This is a genomic window from Haematobacter massiliensis, from assembly GCF_000740795.1.
In the GTDB taxonomy this organism is placed as follows: domain Bacteria; phylum Pseudomonadota; class Alphaproteobacteria; order Rhodobacterales; family Rhodobacteraceae; genus Haematobacter; species Haematobacter massiliensis.
This window is the reverse complement of the sequence record NZ_JGYG01000001.1, coordinates 139723-156900: the sequence shown is the minus strand read 5'-3', so window position 1 is coordinate 156900 and position 17178 is coordinate 139723. Positions and strand designations below refer to the sequence as shown.

At 63.2% G+C, this 17178-nt stretch carries 15 protein-coding genes; 6 read left to right on the top strand and 9 right to left on the bottom strand.

The window, feature by feature from the left end; all coding sequences use genetic code 11:
• Nucleotides 1–119 precede the first annotated feature (119 nt).
• On the top strand, nt 120–2840 hold the full coding sequence (locus CN97_RS00745) for an HAD-IC family P-type ATPase (RefSeq protein ID WP_035705718.1): 2721 nt from the start codon (nt 120–122) through the stop codon (nt 2838–2840).
• Here CN97_RS00745 and CN97_RS00740 read toward each other — a convergent pair.
• Nucleotides 2837–4630 (bottom strand): sensor histidine kinase, encoded by a 1794-nt coding sequence (locus tag CN97_RS00740; RefSeq protein WP_084683928.1) that lies wholly within the window; start codon nt 4628–4630, stop codon nt 2837–2839. The genes CN97_RS00745 and CN97_RS00740 overlap by 4 nt on opposite strands.
• Nucleotides 4631–4740: 110 nt before the next feature.
• Between CN97_RS00740 and CN97_RS00735 the strand changes: the two genes are divergently transcribed.
• Nucleotides 4741–5313 (top strand): histidine phosphatase family protein, encoded by a 573-nt coding sequence (locus CN97_RS00735; protein WP_035705712.1) that lies wholly within the window; start codon nt 4741–4743, stop codon nt 5311–5313.
• 1 nt (nt 5314) lies between these two features.
• Here the strand turns inward: CN97_RS00735 and CN97_RS00730 are convergent, their stop codons facing one another.
• The 6 genes from CN97_RS00730 to CN97_RS00710 are packed head-to-tail and all read right to left on the bottom strand — an operon-like array spanning nt 5315 to nt 10942.
• Complete coding sequence (locus CN97_RS00730) at nt 5315–6217, bottom strand: lysophospholipid acyltransferase family protein (protein ID WP_051910869.1); 903 nt, start codon at nt 6215–6217, stop codon at nt 5315–5317.
• Nucleotides 6218–6225: 8 nt separating this feature from the next.
• Complete coding sequence (locus CN97_RS00725) at nt 6226–7116, bottom strand: DMT family transporter (protein WP_035705709.1); 891 nt, start codon at nt 7114–7116, stop codon at nt 6226–6228.
• A 3-nt stretch (nt 7117–7119) separates the two neighbouring features.
• Complete coding sequence (locus CN97_RS00720; protein WP_084683927.1) at nt 7120–8361, bottom strand: multidrug effflux MFS transporter; 1242 nt, start codon at nt 8359–8361, stop codon at nt 7120–7122.
• Nucleotides 8362–8393: 32 nt separating this feature from the next.
• Nucleotides 8394–9029 carry a DsbA family oxidoreductase gene (locus tag CN97_RS00715; protein ID WP_035705706.1) on the bottom strand — a complete coding sequence of 212 codons (636 nt, stop codon included), beginning with the start codon at nt 9027–9029 and terminating at the stop codon, nt 8394–8396.
• Between the two features lie 57 nt (nt 9030–9086).
• Nucleotides 9087–9200: an entericidin EcnA/B family protein gene (locus tag CN97_RS20060; RefSeq protein WP_084683926.1), complete on the bottom strand. Its 114-nt coding sequence runs from the start codon at nt 9198–9200 to the stop codon at nt 9087–9089.
• A gap of 20 nt (nt 9201–9220) precedes the next feature.
• Nucleotides 9221–10942 carry an extracellular solute-binding protein gene (locus CN97_RS00710; protein WP_035705703.1) on the bottom strand — a complete coding sequence of 574 codons (1722 nt, stop codon included), beginning with the start codon at nt 10940–10942 and terminating at the stop codon, nt 9221–9223.
• 391 nt (nt 10943–11333) lie between these two features.
• On the opposite strand from CN97_RS00710, the gene CN97_RS00705 reads away from it, so the two are divergent.
• Both CN97_RS00705 and CN97_RS00700 read left to right on the top strand, forming a co-directional pair.
• On the top strand, nt 11334–12107 hold the full coding sequence (locus tag CN97_RS00705; RefSeq protein WP_035705700.1) for a 3-hydroxybutyrate dehydrogenase: 774 nt from the start codon (nt 11334–11336) through the stop codon (nt 12105–12107).
• A 4-nt stretch (nt 12108–12111) separates the two neighbouring features.
• Nucleotides 12112–13170: a patatin-like phospholipase family protein gene (locus CN97_RS00700; protein WP_035705697.1), complete on the top strand. Its 1059-nt coding sequence runs from the start codon at nt 12112–12114 to the stop codon at nt 13168–13170.
• On the opposite strand, the gene CN97_RS00695 is transcribed toward CN97_RS00700, so the two are convergent.
• Entirely contained in the window at nt 13167–14090 is a 924-nt protein-coding gene (locus CN97_RS00695) for a pseudouridine-5'-phosphate glycosidase (RefSeq protein WP_035705694.1), read from the bottom strand. The genes CN97_RS00700 and CN97_RS00695 overlap by 4 nt on opposite strands.
• Nucleotides 14087–14983, bottom strand: coding sequence for a PfkB family carbohydrate kinase (locus CN97_RS00690; protein ID WP_035705692.1), 897 nt, complete (start codon nt 14981–14983; stop codon nt 14087–14089). Before CN97_RS00690 ends, CN97_RS00695 begins: the two co-directional genes overlap by 4 nt.
• A 197-nt stretch (nt 14984–15180) precedes the next feature.
• Here CN97_RS00690 and rpsB point away from each other — a divergent pair, with 197 nt between their 5' ends.
• A complete protein-coding gene (gene rpsB, locus CN97_RS00685; RefSeq protein WP_035705690.1) occupies nt 15181–15945 on the top strand; it encodes a 30S ribosomal protein S2 in 765 nt (254 codons plus the stop codon).
• 93 nt (nt 15946–16038) lie between these two features.
• Nucleotides 16039–16926 (top strand): translation elongation factor Ts, encoded by an 888-nt coding sequence (gene tsf, locus CN97_RS00680; RefSeq protein ID WP_035705687.1) that lies wholly within the window; start codon nt 16039–16041, stop codon nt 16924–16926.
• The last annotated feature ends 252 nt before the right edge of the window (nt 16927–17178 follow it).

Here is a 17178-nt window from a genome sequence, read left to right as displayed (position 1 = left end):
ACGGCGAAGTGACATCTGATGGCCCGCCGGTGCCCCTCCGTATCGCTCCCCGTTATTTATTGTTTGTTCCCTTGGATCCCGCCCCTAACTTATCCGTGAGGGACCGCAGGAGACAGCACATGCAAGTCCAGACCTCCAAACCCGCTCCGCCTGTAGATCAGACCGATGCTTCCACCGATCCGTGGCATGCTCTGACCGCAGAGGCGGCGGCGGCCCGATTGGGCGTCGGCCTCGAAGGCCTGTCCTCGGCCGAGGCGGCGGAGCGGCTGACCCGCTACGGTCCCAACGACCTGCCGGTGCAGGCGGCACGGCCTGCGATCGTCCGGCTGCTCGCGCAGTTCAACAACGTGCTGATCTATTTTCTCATCGCGGCGGCGGCGGCGGCCCTGCTGCTCGGCCATCCGATTGATGCGGGCGTTATCCTTGCCGTCGTGCTTGCCAATGCCATCGTCGGTTTCGTGCAGGAGGGCAAGGCGGAGCAGGCGCTTTCCGCCATCCGGGAGCTGATCGCGCCGCATGCCATCGCCTTGCGGGATGGCGAGCGGGCGGAGGTGGACACGCGCGATCTGGTCCCGGGGGACGTGGTGCTGCTGGAGGCGGGGGATCAGGTGCCCGCCGATCTTCGCCTGATGCGCGCCCGGCATCTGGTGATTGATGAAGCCATCCTGACTGGCGAGTCCGTTCCCGCACAGAAGGATACCTCGCCCGTCGCTGCCGCTGCCGCGATTGGCGACCGCTCCGACATGGGATATTCCGGCACGCTGGTCGCGACAGGACAGGCGCAGGGACTGGTCGTCGGCACCGGCACGCAGGCGGAGATCGGGCGCATCAGCGCGATGATCGGCGAGGTGGAAACCGGAACGACACCGCTCCTTCAGAAGATCAACCGCTTTGGCCGACAGTTCACGCTGGTTGCGCTTGTTGGTGCGGTAGCCGTGTTCCTCTATGCCCATTTCGTCGATGCCTACGGCTGGGAGGAGGCGCTGCTGATCTCGGTCGCGCTGGCCGTCGGAGTGATCCCGGAGGGCCTTCCCGCCGTCATCACCATCACGCTGGCCATCGGCGTACGGCGCATGGCTGCGCGCCATGCCATCATCCGCAAGCTGCCCGCGGTAGAGACGCTTGGCGCGACCCGTACGATCTGCTCCGACAAGACCGGCACGCTCACCGTCAACGAGATGATGGTCGCGCGGATCGTGACGCCGGAAGGCGATTGGCAGGTGGAGGGCGCGGGTTACGCGCCCGAGGGACGTTTCCTCCGCGATGGACAGGAGGTTTCTGCGGAGGGTGCCAGGCGTCTGCTTCGCGCCGGGATGCTCGCGAACGATGGCAAGCTCATGCAGCGGGACGGAGCCTGGCATGTTGCGGGCGATCCGATGGACGGCGCCTTGCTCACCGTGGCCGCCAAGGCCGGGATGGGGGAGGCCGAGCGAGAGATGGAGCCGGTGCTGGACGCAATTCCATTCGACGCCGAATACCGCTTCCTCGCCGTGCTGACCGACGGTCCAGAGGGGCGGATGATCCGGGTGAAGGGCGCACCGGAGGCGGTGCTGGCCATGTGCGACAGCGACAGCGGCGGGCCGCTGGATACGGCGCTCTGGCAGCAGCAGATCAACGCGCTGGCAGAAGCGGGGCAGCGGGTTCTGGGATTTGCCGAACGTCCTGCGGAGCGCGACGATCTGGTGATGACGGACATGAAACGGGGGTTCGTCTTCCTTGGCATCGCCGGGTTCATTGACCCTCCCCGACCGGAAGCGACGGAGGCGGTCGCCCTGTGCCGCTCGGCGGGGATCGGGGTGAAGATGATCACGGGGGATCACGTGCTTACCGCCCGCGCCATTGCCACGCAACTTGGTATGGCGGAAAACCCCCTGGCGACAACCGGCGCGGAGGTGGAGGAACTGACCGACGAGGAGCTCGTCGATGTGGCGGAACGCACCACGGTCTTTGCGCGCACCAGCCCCGAGCACAAGCTGCGCATCGTACGCGCCCTGCAGTCACGGGGAGAGGTGGTCGCCATGACCGGCGACGGGGTGAACGATGCGCCCGCGCTCAAGCAGGCGGATGTCGGTATCGCGATGGGACGCAAGGGGACGGAAGCCGCGCGCCAGGCGGCCGAGATGGTGCTGACCGATGACAACTTTGCCACCATCGTCGCTGCCGTGAAAGAAGGCCGGACCGTCTTCGACAACATTCGCAAGGTCATTTCCTGGACGCTGCCGACCAACGGCGGCGAAGCGGTGGCGGTGATCGTCGCGCTGATCCTTGCCTGGCCGGTGCCGATGTCGGCGGTGCAGATCCTGTGGATAAACCTGATCCTTTCGGCGACGTTGGGCCTGGTATTGGCCTTCGAGCCATCGGAACCGGATGTGATGGAGCGCAGGCCGCGCCCCGCCAGCGCGGAATTGCTGACACCCTTCATGCTCTGGCGTGTGGTTCTGGTGTCCTTGCTGTTCGCCATCGGCATTTTCGGGATATCCGCCTATGGCGAAGCGCAGGGCTACGATCTGGCCGGACAGCGGACGCTTGCCGTGAACACCGTCGTGGTGATGGAGATCTTCTACCTGTTCAACGTCCGATACATGCATGTCCGCTCTATCCGGGCGGTAGGTTTCAAGGGGACGCCGATGGTGCTGGCGGCTGTGGCGGTGGTCGTGGTGGCACAGCTTCTGTTCACCTATCTTCCGGTCATGCAACGCCTGTTCGATACCCGCCCGCTGACACTGGCAGATGGGATGGTGGTGATGCTCTGCGGTCTGGCGGTGTTCGTGATCTGCGAACTCGAGAAACAGATATTCCTGCGCACCGGCCTGATGGCGCGCATGGAAGACAACGTCTAGCCCGCCAGTTCGGAAAGCGGGGCGGAAAGGCGGCAGTAAAACCCTTCCGGGTGATACTGAATATCCGCCGCCGCCTGTCCCCCGCCTGTCAGCCCGGAGGCAATGAGCCGTGTGCCAAAGCTGGAGCGGGCAGGCGGAGCAATGCGGGGGCCTCCGCTCTCTCGCCATTCCATCACGGCGTTCTGATCTTCAATCGACCACCGGATCACGATACGGCCTGCCTCGGAGGAGAGGGCGCCGTATTTGACTGCATTCGTGACCAGTTCATGCAGCACCAGGGCGAGATGAAGCGCAGACCGCTGACCCACGCGAAGCTCTGGCCCCGAGGCACGGATCCGCCCCGGCTCGAACTCGCCGAAGGCGAGCGCGCCTTGCACCACATCCTCGAACCGCGCGCCGTTGGTATCACCAATGAGGATATGCTCATGCGCCGCTCCGAGTGCGCGGATGCGTGACATGAGTGCGGTCCGTGCCCCCTCGATATCGCGGGAGGTGCGGAAGGTCTGGTTCACCAGCCCGAGCACCAGCGTCACCGTGTTCTTCAGCCGGTGACCAAGCTCCTGATGCAGCAGACGGTCCCGCTCCTCGCGCTCGACCCTCAGGGTGATATCGCGGGCCGCACCGATCAGCCAGGCGGGGCGCCCGTCGTGCCGGGTCATGCGCACACCGCTGACCATGATGTGGCGCATGGTGCCGTCGTCGATACCCTTCACCCGTATGGGAAAGCTCACGCCCTCCTTGCTCTCGGAGAGGAGGAGGGCTGCGGCTTCCCTCCGGGCGCGACGGCGATCTGCGTTGGGGATGGCGCGGAGCACCTGAGCAAAGCCGATGGGGCGCGCACCGACCACGCCGAACATGCCGCGAAGGTTGTCATCCACCGTCGTATGGCCCGTCGCCGGATCGAAGTCCCAGACGCCGAGTTCGGCCAGCCGGTTGGCCAGCCGCCGCCGCTCCTCCTGCTCCACGAGCCGTTGAAACAGTCGCCGACGTTCGCTTACTTCCGTCACCATCAGCAACAGCCGGTCATCGGCCAGCCGACGAAAGCGCGCTTCGAACCATTCCATGCCGCCGTGCGGCCCCGGAAGCTCCAGCTTTTGTGTGGGCGCATCGGCCATGAGCGTCGCGGCCGCCGCAAGGATGACCGTCGCATCAGGCCAGAGCGGCAACAGCCGGTCCGGCATGTCATTTCCCACAAATGCGCGGAAGGCATTATTGGCGTTCTCGATCAGCAGATCGCTTGCCTCCCCGGTATCGTCGGTGAGGAAGCGCCCGATCATCAGACCGGAATCGCTCTGCTCGAAGACGGTCTGGGCCGCCAGAGCGTCGAGCATGTTTCGCATTCTGAGCCGGATCAGCCGGGCGAAACGCTCCAGATGAGCGATCTCCGCTTCGGCCCAGCCTGCCGACCCCTCCCGTCGCAGGATCAGGACACCGTGGCGATCCATGTCGACGAACAGGGGAAAGGCCAGATAACTGCCGGACAGATCCGCCGAAAGGATGCGGCGGATGTCGGTTGGAAGATGCCCCGCCGGCAGGGTGACAGCCCGATAGGAGGGGAACATGCGTTCGTAGACGCTTGCAGTGACTGGAACATATTCTTCCGGATGCTGGAGCAGGCCGCGTCCAGCGAAAACCCTCGCGCCGAGGGGGCAGAAGGCGAGTACAGCCGCAACTTTCGACTGTGCTGCATCCGCAGCCAGCCCGAGAATCTCGTTCAGTTCGGCATCCAAAGGCGTTCTCTCGACCGACGGAGGGCAGGCGGGGAGAATGAGCGGACTATCTATCCTCATACTATCTCCTCCAAACACATTTGTTTTAAAAGATGCTAATCGCCTTTGGCGTGTGGACGCAAGCGCTAGCTCGGTGTAACCCGACTTCAACCTGTATTTTTGACGGTTTCATGACAGAGCTGTTGATCCTTCGCCATGGCGAAACGTTTTGGAACAGAGAGCGGCGGATGCAGGGATGGCGGGATTCCGCGCTCACACCGGCGGGAAGGGCCCAGGCTTTGGCGACAGGTCGCCTGCTGCGTACGATTCGCGAAGATTGGCACGGGTGGCGGTTTCTCTCCAGCCCCTTGGGTCGGGCGCTCAACACGGCAGAAATGGCGCTTGCCTCACTTGGGCCCGTCGAAGTGGAACCGGACCTTCGGGAGATCGGGATGGGCGAGTGGGAAGGGTTGACGCTCGACGAGATCGCGCATCGCTGGCCCGCGTGCGCGACCTTGTCCGACCCTCTCGCCTGGTATGCGGCGGCACCCGGAGGGGAGTCGCTTGACGATTTGCGCGCGCGCGCCGAGGCGGTTCTGGCGCGGCTTGACGGTCCGGCCGTGCTCGTCACGCACGGGTTCTTTTCGCGCTATCTCCGCGGGGCTGCCCTTGGTCTGGCGGAGGAGGAGATGTCGGAACTGGAAGATCGGCAGGGGGTGGTCTGGCGTATTCAGGCAGGGCGAATGGAGACCCTGACCACCTGATCTATGACCGCTGACGCGCTGGTTTCCAGCGGCGATGGATCCAGAACCACTGGTCCATATGGTTCCTAACCTGCGCCTCCAGGCTGTCGTTCAGCGCCTGCGTCATGGTCATCGGATCGGTATGCTCCAGCGGCGCCTCGATCCACATGTCGAAGTCCAGACCGTTATCCTTGCGAATGACATAGCCGGGCGCGATCACCGCGTCATAGCGCAGCGCAAGCTCTGCGGCGGAAAGCGAGGTATGCGCCGGGTGACCGAAGAAGGTAAGGGCAGGCTCCCCCGTCATCGCCTGATCTATCAGGATCGCGACCAAGCCGCCGGACCGCAGGAAGCGCAGCATCTCCGCCATTCCCCGCCTGGAGCGAGGAAAAAGCGGTTTGGAGAGCGATTCCATCGCGGCGATATAGCTGTCGTGAAAGAGCGGATTGTCCATCGGCCGGTAGAGCGCGCCGACCTTGTAGCCCTTCGCCGCCAGAACCGGACGTGCCGCATTGAAATTGCCGAAGTGGCCTGACACGATGATGACGGGACGACCCGCCGCCTGTGCCGCAGCAACCGCATCGACACCGGGACCACGGACCGGCGTCCCGGAGACACGGGCCAGGAACTCCTCTCCCGAAAACAGCTCCACAAGGCCACGGCCGACATTGTCAGGCACGTCGCGGCAAAGACGCCGGACCTCGGCAGGGTCCATGTCGGGAAAGATGAGCGCGAGATTTTCCCGTATGCGCTTGCGGTAGCCCGCCAGCGGCGCGACGATGCGGGAAAAGACCCACCCCGCCAGCGGTATGCGCCGCTCGTAGGGGATCAGCCGCAGACCGCCCATCAGGACGCGACCGGCGATATCGGTAATCCGATCCTTGACGCTGATACCTGTCCCGTCTGCGGCGTCTTCCTGCGACATGCCACCCTCTACTCTGCGGCGGCCTGCTCCTGTCGCACCCGCGTTTCGCGGTGCCACACATAAAGTCCTGCCCCGACGATAACAAGCGCGCCTACGCCGACCCAGATATCGGGAAGCTCTCCGAAGAAGACATAGCCCCAGACGGTCGCGAACAGGATGCCGATGTAACCGAACGGCGCGATCACACCGGCATCTGCCAGCGAAAAGGCCCGGATCATGAAGAGCTGGGCCAGCGTTCCGGCGATGCCGATACCGGCAAACAGCAAGAGGCTTCCCGCTGCAGGCGTCACCCATTGCCACGGGAGCAGGAGGCTCGTCAGCAGCGTGGCGATGGCTCCCGACCAGAACATGGCTGTCCAGACATTCTCGCTCCTTCCGACCTTGCGGGTGGCGAGCGCGAAGGAGGTATAGCAGACGGCGCCGATCAGCGGCAGGAGCGCGGCAGGGGTGAACATGGAGCTTCCCGGCCGGATGATGATGAGCGCGCCAAGCAGCGCCACCACGATGCCCACGATCCGGCGGGGGCCAAGCTTCTCTCCGAAGATCAGCGCCGCGCCTAGGGTGATGAGCACCGGGTTGAGGTCCATGATCGCCGTCGCCTCCGCCAGCCCGATGTAGCCCAGGCTCAGGAAGAAGAACGCCGCCGCGCCAAGCTGACTCACCGCGCGAAGACTGTGCAGACCAAGGTGGCGGGTTCGCGCGATATGGGGAATTGCGGACCGGAAGATCAAGAGCACGATCAGGAACTGGCCTGCGTTGCGCGCCCAGACGATCTGCCCCACCGGGTGACCGGCAAGACGCAGCGCCTTGCCCATCGCATCCAGAACCGAAAAGCAGAGCATGGCCGCCAGAATATAGGCGATGCCTGTCGCGGTGGCGGAAAGCGGCCCGCGTGCCATTCCTCAGCCGTGCCTGCGGCTGTAGAGCATGAGCAGATAGCCCGCGCAGGCACAGCAGGTGATACCGAAGATCAGCGGCACCGGCGTTCCATCAAAGGCCAGACCGATCGGCATCGCGATCAGCACCGCGATCACCGTAGAGACCGCACCGATGATGGAGGCAGCGCTCCCGGCGATATGGCCGAGATGTTCCAGCGACAGGGCGTTCAGGTTGCCGAAGATGAAACCGTTCAGGAAGAACACGGCGGCAGCCCAGCAGAAGAAGGCGGGGAAGGGGTGGGTCTCGAAGACACCGAACCGCCAGAGCGTGAACATCGCGACCGAAATCACCGCCTGCATCAGAAAAGCGGTGGAGGCCATCCGCCGCATGCCGAAGCGCATCACCAGCGTTGCATTCAGCGGCCCCGCTGTTCCCGCGATGAGCGCTTGTGCGGCGAACCATAGCGCAAAGCTTTCGCCCATGCCGAAGCTCACGTCATAAATCTGCTGGACGGAGGAGATGAAGCCGAACAGCGGTCCGAAGCCGAGGCTCATCGCCATCAGATAGACAAGCACCAGCCGGTTGCCGAAAATCTCCCGCATCGCGCTGCCGATCGCACGGAAGGAGAAGGGGCGACGATGGCTGACTTCCAGCGTCTCCGGTTGGCGGGAGAGAAGCCACAGCGCCATCGCGACCCCCGCAAACACCAGAACGAGGAAGATCGACCGCCATCCCGCAAGGTGGATCACGAAGGTTCCGAACAGCGGTGCAACGGCGGGCACCAAGATGAACAGCGTCATGACGAAGGACATCACCCGCGCCATCATCCGCCCCTCATACCTGTCACGCACGATGGCCACGCCGACGATGCGGGGCGCGGAGGCTCCGACTCCCTGAAGGAAACGCGCGAGCAGAAGCACTTCGAACGTATGGGAAAGATAGGCCATGAGCGAGCCCATGACGTAGATCGCCACCCCGATGACGATGATCCGGCGGCGACCAAAGCTGTCCGACAGCGGTCCCGCGAAAAGCTGGCCAAGACCGATCCCGGCCATGAAGACGGTGATGATGATCTGTGCCCGATTCGGGTTTGCCAGATCCAGATCATGCGCAATCTGCGGCAGGGCCGGAAGCATCGCGTCTATCGAAAGCGCGATGGTCGCGAACATCATCGCGATGAGCGCAACGAACTCGCCGAACGGCGGCTGCGTGCGGGGATTGAACAGTCCACCACGTCGTTGGGTGGAGAGGATCGAGCCAGCCATCGGGGCGCTTTCCGGTTTGCGCCCCCTCGCCGTCAGGTGAGCTGGGCCTTGATCTGCTGAATCACGTCAGCCCATACCTCCACTGGCTGAGCGCCGGTGAGAACATGGGTGTCCGCGATAACGAAGGTCGGAACTCCTTGCACCCCGCGATCGCGGGTGTGCTGAATTCTTGCCCGAATCTCCTCTCGATCCGCGTCACTGTCAAGCAGACGAAGAATCATTTTCCGATCAAGCCCCGTCTCTCCGGCGATGTCGGCCAGAACGTCATGTGACCCGATGTCGCGCCCCTCCCGCCAATGGGCGCGAAACAGCGCGGAGACGACGGGCGTCTGCCGCCCCTCCAATCCGGCCCAATGGATCAGCCGGTGCGCGTCGAGCGTGTTCGGTTCGCGCGTAATGCCCACGTAGTCGATCACTGCGCCTGCGGCCTTCGCCGCCTCGGTAACCTTTACGAGCACTTCGCTGGCGCGCTCGGGGGCGCCGAACTTCAGCCGGAGGAAGTCGGCATAAGGGATTCCGCCTTCGGGTATCTCCGGATTCAGCTGGTAAGGATGCCAGGCGACGGTGAACGGCTGGGACGCATCTGATTCGAGCGCTCTGTCGAGCAGCGTCTTGCCGATGTAACACCAAGGGCAGACCAGATCCGATATGATGTCGAGCGTAACCATCGCATCCTCCTGAATTGGTGCGGGGTTACGGTATGAGACCGCGCCGCGCAAGTCGCATCAGAACCAGCCCTGAACCCAACGCGCACCGCCGGATATATCGTCACCCACTCCGGCCACCGTATTGCATCCGCCAAGCGCAAGAAGCGCCGCGACAAGAAGGTAACGTGTCATCTGCCTGCCCGTTTTGCCGTTTATTGTTTTGTTTCGAACCACCAGACATCCGGCTGGAAGCCCGGCCAGTCGCCGTAGACCGGCAGGGTCTCTGGATGCCTCAACCCCTCGACATGCGCAACCCGCGAGCGGTCGGCGAACCACAGGGGAATCACGTAGCGGCCGGTGGTAAGCACCCGGTCCAGCGCCTGAACGGCAGACGTGAACTCCGTGCCTGTCCGCGCGTCGAGCAGAGCGGAGATCATGCCGTCGACAGCGCGGGAGCGGATACCCATGATGTTCCTGCTTCCTTGGATAAGCGCTTCTTCCGAGCCCCAGTAGAGCCGCTGTTCATTGCCGGGGGAGAGTGAGAGCGCACGCGTCACAGGCGTCATGGCGAAGTCGAAGCGATTGGTGCGCTCCGTATACTGGGCGCTGTCAACCTGTGTCACCCGCATGTTTATTCCAATTCGTGCAAGAGCTTGCCGGTATATGGTGACAGCCGACATGAGATCGCCGGATCCAAGCGGCATCAGCAGCTCGAATGAGAACGGCTCTCCTGCAGCATTGCGGAGCGTGCCCCCACCATCCACTTCCCATCCGGCCGCGGAAAGCTGTTGCATGGCAAGGCGCAGGTTGAGCCGGTTCGCCTCCGTACCGTCTGCGACGGGAAGGTCGTAGGCATCAAGTGCATCCGGTGTCAGCTCCGTCACATAGGGGCGAAGCAAGTCTGTCACCTGTTCAGCAGCGGGACCGTGATCCATAGCCAAGGGAGAGTTGGAAAAGTATGATGTTATACGGGGTTCCGTGCCGCCGTTGACAGTCTGATTGATGAACTCGAAGTTGAAGGCGTGGATCAGCGCATCCCTTACTCGCCAGTCGGTGAAAAGCGCATCGCGGGTGTTGAAGGCCAATCCATAGATACCTGACGGTCGATGATGCGGGATCTCCTCCCGGACCACGCTGCCATTTCTGATCGCTGGAAAGTCATAAGACCGTTGCCAGCGGGCGGGGTTCTGTTCGCGATAGCTGGTCAGCACGCCCGCCTTAAAGGCTTCGAACATCGCTCCGCCATCGCCGAAATACTCCACCCGAACTTCATCCAGATTGTGAAGTCCACGGTTGAAGGGCAGATTATTCCCCCACCAATCCCTGTTTCGCCGGAAGGAGATGGAACGACCCGGTTCAAAACCTGCGACACTGTATGGGCCGGAGCCGATCGGTACGACAGACAACCCGGAAGTCGCGAAATCGCGGCCCTCCCACTGGGCTTTCTTCAGAACCGGCCGCAGTCCCAGAAGCAACGGCAGCTCCCGGTCGGGGGCGGAGAATGTAAACCGGATGGACCGCGGTCCTGTCTGTTCGGCCATGGCGATCCGGTCCGCTGCGACGCGGTATCGGGGATGGCCCAGTTCGGACAGCACTTCGAACGACCACAGCACATCTTCCGGAGTCACCGGAGATCCATCGGAAAACCGCGCGCCCTCGCGAAGCGTGAACTCGACCCAGGACCGATCATCATCCGTTTCAATCGATTCGGCGAGCAGACCATAAAGCGTGAAGGGTTCATCGATGCTCCGCGCCATAAGCGTCTCCACCGTAAGGGGCGACAATTGGAACGGAGCACGGCCTTTCAGGATAAACGGATTGAGCGAGTCGAATCCGCCCACTTCGCCGGTAACGATTCGTCCACCTTGAGGCGCAAGGGGATTGGCGTAGGGTAGGGCCGAAAAATCCGCGGGGAGTGCAGGTTCGCCATACATCGCAATTCCGTGCCGCGGCTCGGCACCCGCGTGACAAGCCCATGTCGCGATTGCCAAAACCACTATCAAATTACGCAATTTCCGGCCTGATCGCCCGTATCGTCTGCTGAAGTCCATCTGCCCATGTCTTTATTGTTTGGCGTGACGCTACCGTCCGGCGGCTGTCTTTTCAAACTTTTACCTTGGACAGCGAATGCAGAGGGCGTATAACAGGCTCACTGCTCGATAGGTTTCTTGCCTGTATGAAACCTGCCTCATACTACGCCCGCCTTGTGCGGGCGTTTTTTTATTATTTCCGCTGAGCACTGCGACAATCCAGGCATAACGTCATCTGGCCTTTGCGCCCGCGGGGCCTATTCTGCTCCCTGCGTGGAACAGCTGGGAGAGACGCATGACGCTCAAGGGTAAGACGGCCATCGTGACGGGTTCGACCTCCGGCATCGGGCTGGCCATCGCGCAGGAACTCGCGCGGCAGGGCGCGGATGTGGTGCTGAACTCCTTCACCGACCGCGCGGAGGATCATGAGATCGCCCGGCAGGTCGCGGAAGAAACGGGTGTGGCAGCCCGTTATGTTCAGGCGGACATGTCCAAGGCGGCGGAATGCCGCGGGCTGATCGAGAAGGTTGGGGCCTGTGATATTCTCGTCAACAACGCGGGCATACAATATGTGGCGCCGGTGGATGAGTTCCCGGTCGAAAAATGGGACGCAATCATTGCGATCAATCTTACATCCGCTTTCCACACCACGGCGGCAGCGCTCCCCCTGATGCGGGCGGCCGGCTGGGGACGGATCATCAATGTCGCCTCCGCTCATGGGCTGAGGGCCTCTCCCTACAAATCGGCCTATGTTGCTGCGAAGCATGGTATCGTGGGCTTTACCAAGACGGTGGGACTGGAAACCGCGCGGGAGAAGATCACCTGCAACGCCATCTGTCCGGGTTATGTCCTGACCCCGTTGGTGGAGGCGCAGATCCCCGACCAGATGAAGACCCACAAGATGGACCGCGAATCCGTCATCAAGAACGTGATGCTGGAGCGTCAACCCTCCCGCGAGTTCGTCACCGTGGAAGAGATCGCCGGCACGGCGGCCTTCCTGTGCAGCGATCATGCGGCGCAGATCACCGGAACGACCATATCGGTCGACGGGGGATGGACAGCGGAGTAACTCCATGCGCGATACCGCCCACGAACCACCGCGCCGCAAGCGCATCAACCTCGCCCTTCAGGGTGGCGGCGCGCATGGCGCGTTCACCTGGGGGGTTCTCACCCGTCTGCTGGAGGAGGAGGAGATCGAGATTGCCGCCATCTCCGGCACATCGGCGGGCGCTCTGAACGGTGCCGCACTGAAAGCCGGGCTGGCGGGCGCGGGGCGGGCGGAAGCGCAGGAGCATCTGGATTGGATATGGGCGCAGATGGGCGCGGTCACCGATATGCGCCTGACCAACTGGATGACCGCGCTCTGGCCCGCCGCACCGCTGTTCGTCCGCGCGGCGGAGGTCTGGATGAGCGTCGGGACGGTGGATTATCTGAGTCAGATCGTCAGCCCGTATTCCTATGGACCTGCCTATATGAACCCGCTGGAACGCGTGGTGAAACGCCTGCACTTCGAGAAGGTGCAGGCCGACAGGGGGCCGCGGCTTTACGTTTCGGCAACTAATGTCCGCACCGGCAAAATCCGCATCTTCGACAGTTGTGAGATCACCACGGATGCCATCCTTGCCTCCGCCTGTCTGCCGACGATCTTTCAGGCGGTGGAGATCGACGATCCGCAGACCGGACGGCGGGAGGCCTATTGGGATGGCGGCTATGTCGGAAATCCGGCGCTCTTTCCGCTCTACGATCCGGCTCTGCCCGACGATATCGTCATCGTGAACATCAATCCCATGACGCGGGAGGCACTGCCCATCACCCCGCTCGACATCGAGAACCGGGTGAATGAAATCAGCTTCAATTCTTCCCTCCTGCGCGACCTCAGGGCGATCGCCTTCGTGAAGGAGCTGATTGCAGACGGAAAGGTTGCGCGCGGCGCAATGAAGGATGTGAACATCCACATGATTTCTGACGACGCGCTGATGAACGACCTCTCGGCCACCACGAAGCTCCTGCCCACGCCGTTCTTCCTGAACGGTCTGCGGCAGGCGGGCTGGGCGGCGGCCGACCGCTTTCTGGCCGAGCATATGGCGGATCTCAACCAGCGATCGACCACCGATATCAGCGCGATGCTCTAGCCTGGCTGGGAGAGGGCGCGGGCTATCGCCGCGGCGAGGCGTGCGTTGGAGAGGACGAGCTGGATATTCGTGGCGAGCGAGCGTCCTTCCGTCAGATCGAAGATGCGGGACAAGAGGAAGGGTGTCACTTCCTTGGCGGCGATGCGCTGTGCCTCCGCTTCCGTCAGCGCCTGTTCGATGGCGGGGATCATCTCCTCACGCGGAATTTCGTATTCCGATGGCACGGGGTTGGCGACGAGTTGCCCTCCGCCCAGTCCCAATCCCGTGCGCATGGCATGAGCGGCCGCGATCTCCTCCGCCGTGTCCATCCGGAGCGGCGAGGGCAGGCCGGAGGAACGAGACCAGAAGGCGGGGAAGTCATCCTGGCCGAAAGTGATGACCGGCACGCCTTCAGTCTCCAGAACTTCCAGCGTTTTCGGCAGGTCCAGTATCGCTTTTGCCCCGGCCGCGACCACCGTCACGGGTGTGCGCGCCAGCTCCTTCAGATCGGCGGAGATATCGAAGCTGGTTTCAGCCCCACGATGGACGCCGCCGATGCCCCCCGTGGCGAAAACCGCGATTTCCGCCATATGGGCGGCGATCATCGTTGCCGCTACGGTCGTTGCGCCCGTGCGATGCTGCGCGAGGCAGGCAGCAAAATCGGCGCGGGATACCTTCATGACGTTTTCGGCGTGCCCAAGCGCTTCAAGCTCCGCTTCCGTCAATCCGATGTGGATCATGCCATCGAGCAGGGCGATGGTGGCGGGAACGGCCCCGGCGGCACGCACTTCTGCCTCCACCGCGCGGGCGGCTTCGACATTCTCGGGGTAGGGCATGCCGTGGGTAATGATCGTCGATTCGAGGGCTACGATCGGCAGGCCGCGCGCCTTCGCATCAGCGACTTCTGGTGCATAGATCAGGGGCAGGTCCACGGGGGTCATGGCGTCTCTCCGGTTGCGGCGGCGGGTGCCGAGATGTGATGGGCAGCGGCAGCGAGCGCGGCGGCAAGTGCCGCTTCCGCTGACAGGCCGCGAAGTTCAGCCGCCATATGGGCGGCCACGAAGGTGTCGCCTGCGCCGGTCACGCGCGCAACCCGAACCGGCGGGGGCAGGGCAGTGTACTCGCCCTCCTGGCTTGCGGAAACGACAGGGCGGGGGCCGTCCGTTACGACCACCCGACATGCGCCCGCAGCGCGGAGGGCGCGGGCCGCATCCACCGCGTCACCCTGCGGATGACCCAAGATCTCCTCCGCCTCGGCGCGGTTGAGATAAACCGTCGCCCCGGGATGACCGAGGAGGGGCAGAAGGCGGCGGGCTTTGCCTGGCCCTGCGGGCAAAAGGCGCAGGTCCATGGCCGCGAGCGCGGGCAAATCCGAAAGTGCCGTGAGCATGGCAGCGGGCAGGTTGCTCTCCACCAGAAGGGCCGCAGGAGGGGTCGTGAGGCAGGCAACGGTCGTGGTAAGCAGCGCCGGGCCTGCGGCTTCCAGCGTACGGCTATCCGCTACGGCAGCGACAAGACCGTTTTCATCCTCGATGGCAAGATAGCGGTCCGCAGCATCATCAGACCCGCGGAGGATATGCTCCACCCCGACACCCGCCCGCCGGGCCTCGGCAATCAGCGCGTCCCCCTCCGCACCGCTGCCCGTGGCCGAGATCAGGCTTGCGCGCAAACCCTGCCGGACAAGGGCGCGCGCGACATTGAACGCAACGCCCCCTGGCAGACGCATGATACGTCCCGGCACGTCACCGCCCCGCGTGAGCGGCTGTGTTGCATGGGCAATGACATCCCAATGAAGCGCGCCAAGACACAGGATGAACGGAGTATCGTCGGTCATGCCACTTCAATGGCAGGCAGACGGCCGCCGGGCAAGGGAGCAGGAGAACCTCTCTTGCAAATGCTCCGCGCAAGCCTTATATGCGCGCTCACTTCACAGGCGAGGCTCGGGCCATTCGGGGGAGACATCCCCGAAAGGTCCACCGGTTGGGGAAACCCTATTGGCTTCGCCGCGGCGTAAACCGGAAAGGAAAAGACATGGCGCTTCCTGATTTCTCCATGCGTCAGCTCCTCGAAGCTGGCGTTCACTTTGGTCACCAGACCCAACGCTGGAACCCGCGCATGGCGCCGTATATCTACGGCGACCGCAACGGCATCCACATTATCGACCTGACGCAGACCGTTCCCATGCTGGATGCGGCGCTCAACGTCATCCGTGAGACCGTCGCCAAGGGCGGCCGTGTGCTGTTTGTCGGCACGAAACGCCAGGCTGCTGGCGCGATCGCGGAAGCCGCTGAAAAATCGGCTCAATATTACATGAACCACCGCTGGCTGGGCGGTACGCTGACCAACTGGAAAACCGTTTCCCAGTCGATCCAGCGCCTGAAGCAGCTCGACGAAGTGCTCTCCACCGGCGCTGAAGGTCTGACGAAGAAAGAGCGTCTCCACATGGAGCGCGAGCAGTCGAAACTTCAGGCTTCCCTCGGCGGTATCCGCGAGATGGGCGGCGTGCCGGACCTGCTGTTCGTCATCGACGTGAACAAGGAAGACCTCGCCATCGCGGAAGCCCAGAAGCTCGGCATCCCGGTCGTGGCCGTGGTCGACACCAACTGCTCGCCCAAGGGCGTGGACTATGTGATCCCGGGCAACGACGATGCGGCCCGCGCGATCTCCCTCTATTGCGACCTTGCGGCGCGTGCGGCTCTGGACGGCATGTCCGCTCAGCTCGGTGCCGCTGGCGTTGACCTCGGTGCGCTGGAGGAAGCTCCGGCCGAAGAACTCGACGAGACGCTGGACGCCTGATTTCGGTCCGGCTTCCGCCGGATCGTCATACCCTTGTTGCCGGGAGGGCTCATCAGCCTTTCCCGGCATTTTCGAGACAGAAGGAGAGCCCCGATGGCGATCACCGCCCAGATGGTTAAGGAACTGCGCGAATCCACCGGCGCAGGCATGATGGACGCCAAGAAAGCCCTGACCGAAACCGATGGCGACATGGAAGCGGCCGTTGACTGGCTGCGCACCAAGGGCCTCGCGAAAGCTGCGAAGAAATCGGGGCGCGTGGCCGCCGAAGGTCTCGTCAGCGTTGCCGTTGACGGCGGTCGCGGCGTGGCCATCGAGGTGAACTCGGAGACGGACTTCGTCGCGAAGAACGCCGACTTCCAGCAGCTGGTGGGTGAGATCACCAAAGTCGCACTTCAAACCGGTGAGTCGGTCGAGGTGGTCAAGGCCGCTGATCTGAATGGCAAGACCGTGGACGAAGTGCTGACCGAGGCGATTGCCCGCATCGGTGAGAACATGACGCTCCGCCGGATGCACGTTCTGGATGGCGACACGGTCGTCTCCTATGTGCACAATGCCGCGACCGATGGCATGGGCAAGATCGGCGTGCTCGTTGCGCTGACCGGTCCGGCCGACAAGGCGCAGGAGATCGGCAAGCAGATCGCCATGCACGTCGCCGCGACCAACCCGGCCTCGCTTTCCGACAAGGATATCGACCCCGCGCTTGTCGAGCGTGAGAAGCATGTCCTGAGCGAACAGGCCCGTGAATCCGGCAAGCCGGAAGCGGTGATCGAGAAGATGATCGAGGGCCGGATGAAGAAGTTCTTCGAGGAGGTTACGCTTCTCGGCCAGAAATTCGTCATCAATCCCGATGTGACCGTGGCCGAAGCGGCGAAGGAAGCCGGTGTCGAAGTGACCGGTTTCGTTCGTGTCATGGTGGGCGAGGGCGTCGAGAAGAAAGAAGAGGACTTTGCTGCCGAGGTCGCCAAGACCCTCGCCGGCTGAAGTCGGAACGGCTATCGTTCAAATGTGCGGTGCAGCCTGAAAAGGCTGCACCGCTGGCATTTCGGCCCCTTGGGAAGACCGACTTACCAGACGAACAAACGCTATTAAAACCACGCCCGTCCGCCTTGGAGAGGATGGTCCTGAAATACCCAGTTTCCCCGCCCCACCTTGTCCCACGACCAAAGCCGCCACTCTCGGAACAATTGCAGTTTGGGGGGTCAGGCAGGAAACTAAAGTGGGGGAATCCATACC

Coding starts and splice junctions, on each gene's coding strand:
- CN97_RS00745 (WP_035705718.1), top strand. CDS start 120: ATGCAAGTCCAGACCTCCAAACCCGCTCCGCCTGTAGATCAGACCGAT.
- CN97_RS00740 (WP_084683928.1), bottom strand. CDS start 4,630: ATGAGGATAGATAGTCCGCTCATTCTCCCCGCCTGCCCTCCGTCGGTC.
- CN97_RS00735 (WP_035705712.1), top strand. CDS start 4,741: ATGACAGAGCTGTTGATCCTTCGCCATGGCGAAACGTTTTGGAACAGA.
- CN97_RS00730 (WP_051910869.1), bottom strand. CDS start 6,217: ATGTCGCAGGAAGACGCCGCAGACGGGACAGGTATCAGCGTCAAGGAT.
- CN97_RS00725 (WP_035705709.1), bottom strand. CDS start 7,116: ATGGCACGCGGGCCGCTTTCCGCCACCGCGACAGGCATCGCCTATATT.
- CN97_RS00720 (WP_084683927.1), bottom strand. CDS start 8,361: ATGGCTGGCTCGATCCTCTCCACCCAACGACGTGGTGGACTGTTCAAT.
- CN97_RS00715 (WP_035705706.1), bottom strand. CDS start 9,029: ATGGTTACGCTCGACATCATATCGGATCTGGTCTGCCCTTGGTGTTAC.
- CN97_RS20060 (WP_084683926.1), bottom strand. CDS start 9,200: ATGACACGTTACCTTCTTGTCGCGGCGCTTCTTGCGCTTGGCGGATGC.
- CN97_RS00710 (WP_035705703.1), bottom strand. CDS start 10,942: ATGTATGGCGAACCTGCACTCCCCGCGGATTTTTCGGCCCTACCCTAC.
- CN97_RS00705 (WP_035705700.1), top strand. CDS start 11,334: ATGACGCTCAAGGGTAAGACGGCCATCGTGACGGGTTCGACCTCCGGC.
- CN97_RS00700 (WP_035705697.1), top strand. CDS start 12,112: ATGCGCGATACCGCCCACGAACCACCGCGCCGCAAGCGCATCAACCTC.
- CN97_RS00695 (WP_035705694.1), bottom strand. CDS start 14,090: ATGACCCCCGTGGACCTGCCCCTGATCTATGCACCAGAAGTCGCTGAT.
- CN97_RS00690 (WP_035705692.1), bottom strand. CDS start 14,983: ATGACCGACGATACTCCGTTCATCCTGTGTCTTGGCGCGCTTCATTGG.
- rpsB (WP_035705690.1), top strand. CDS start 15,181: ATGGCGCTTCCTGATTTCTCCATGCGTCAGCTCCTCGAAGCTGGCGTT.
- tsf (WP_035705687.1), top strand. CDS start 16,039: ATGGCGATCACCGCCCAGATGGTTAAGGAACTGCGCGAATCCACCGGC.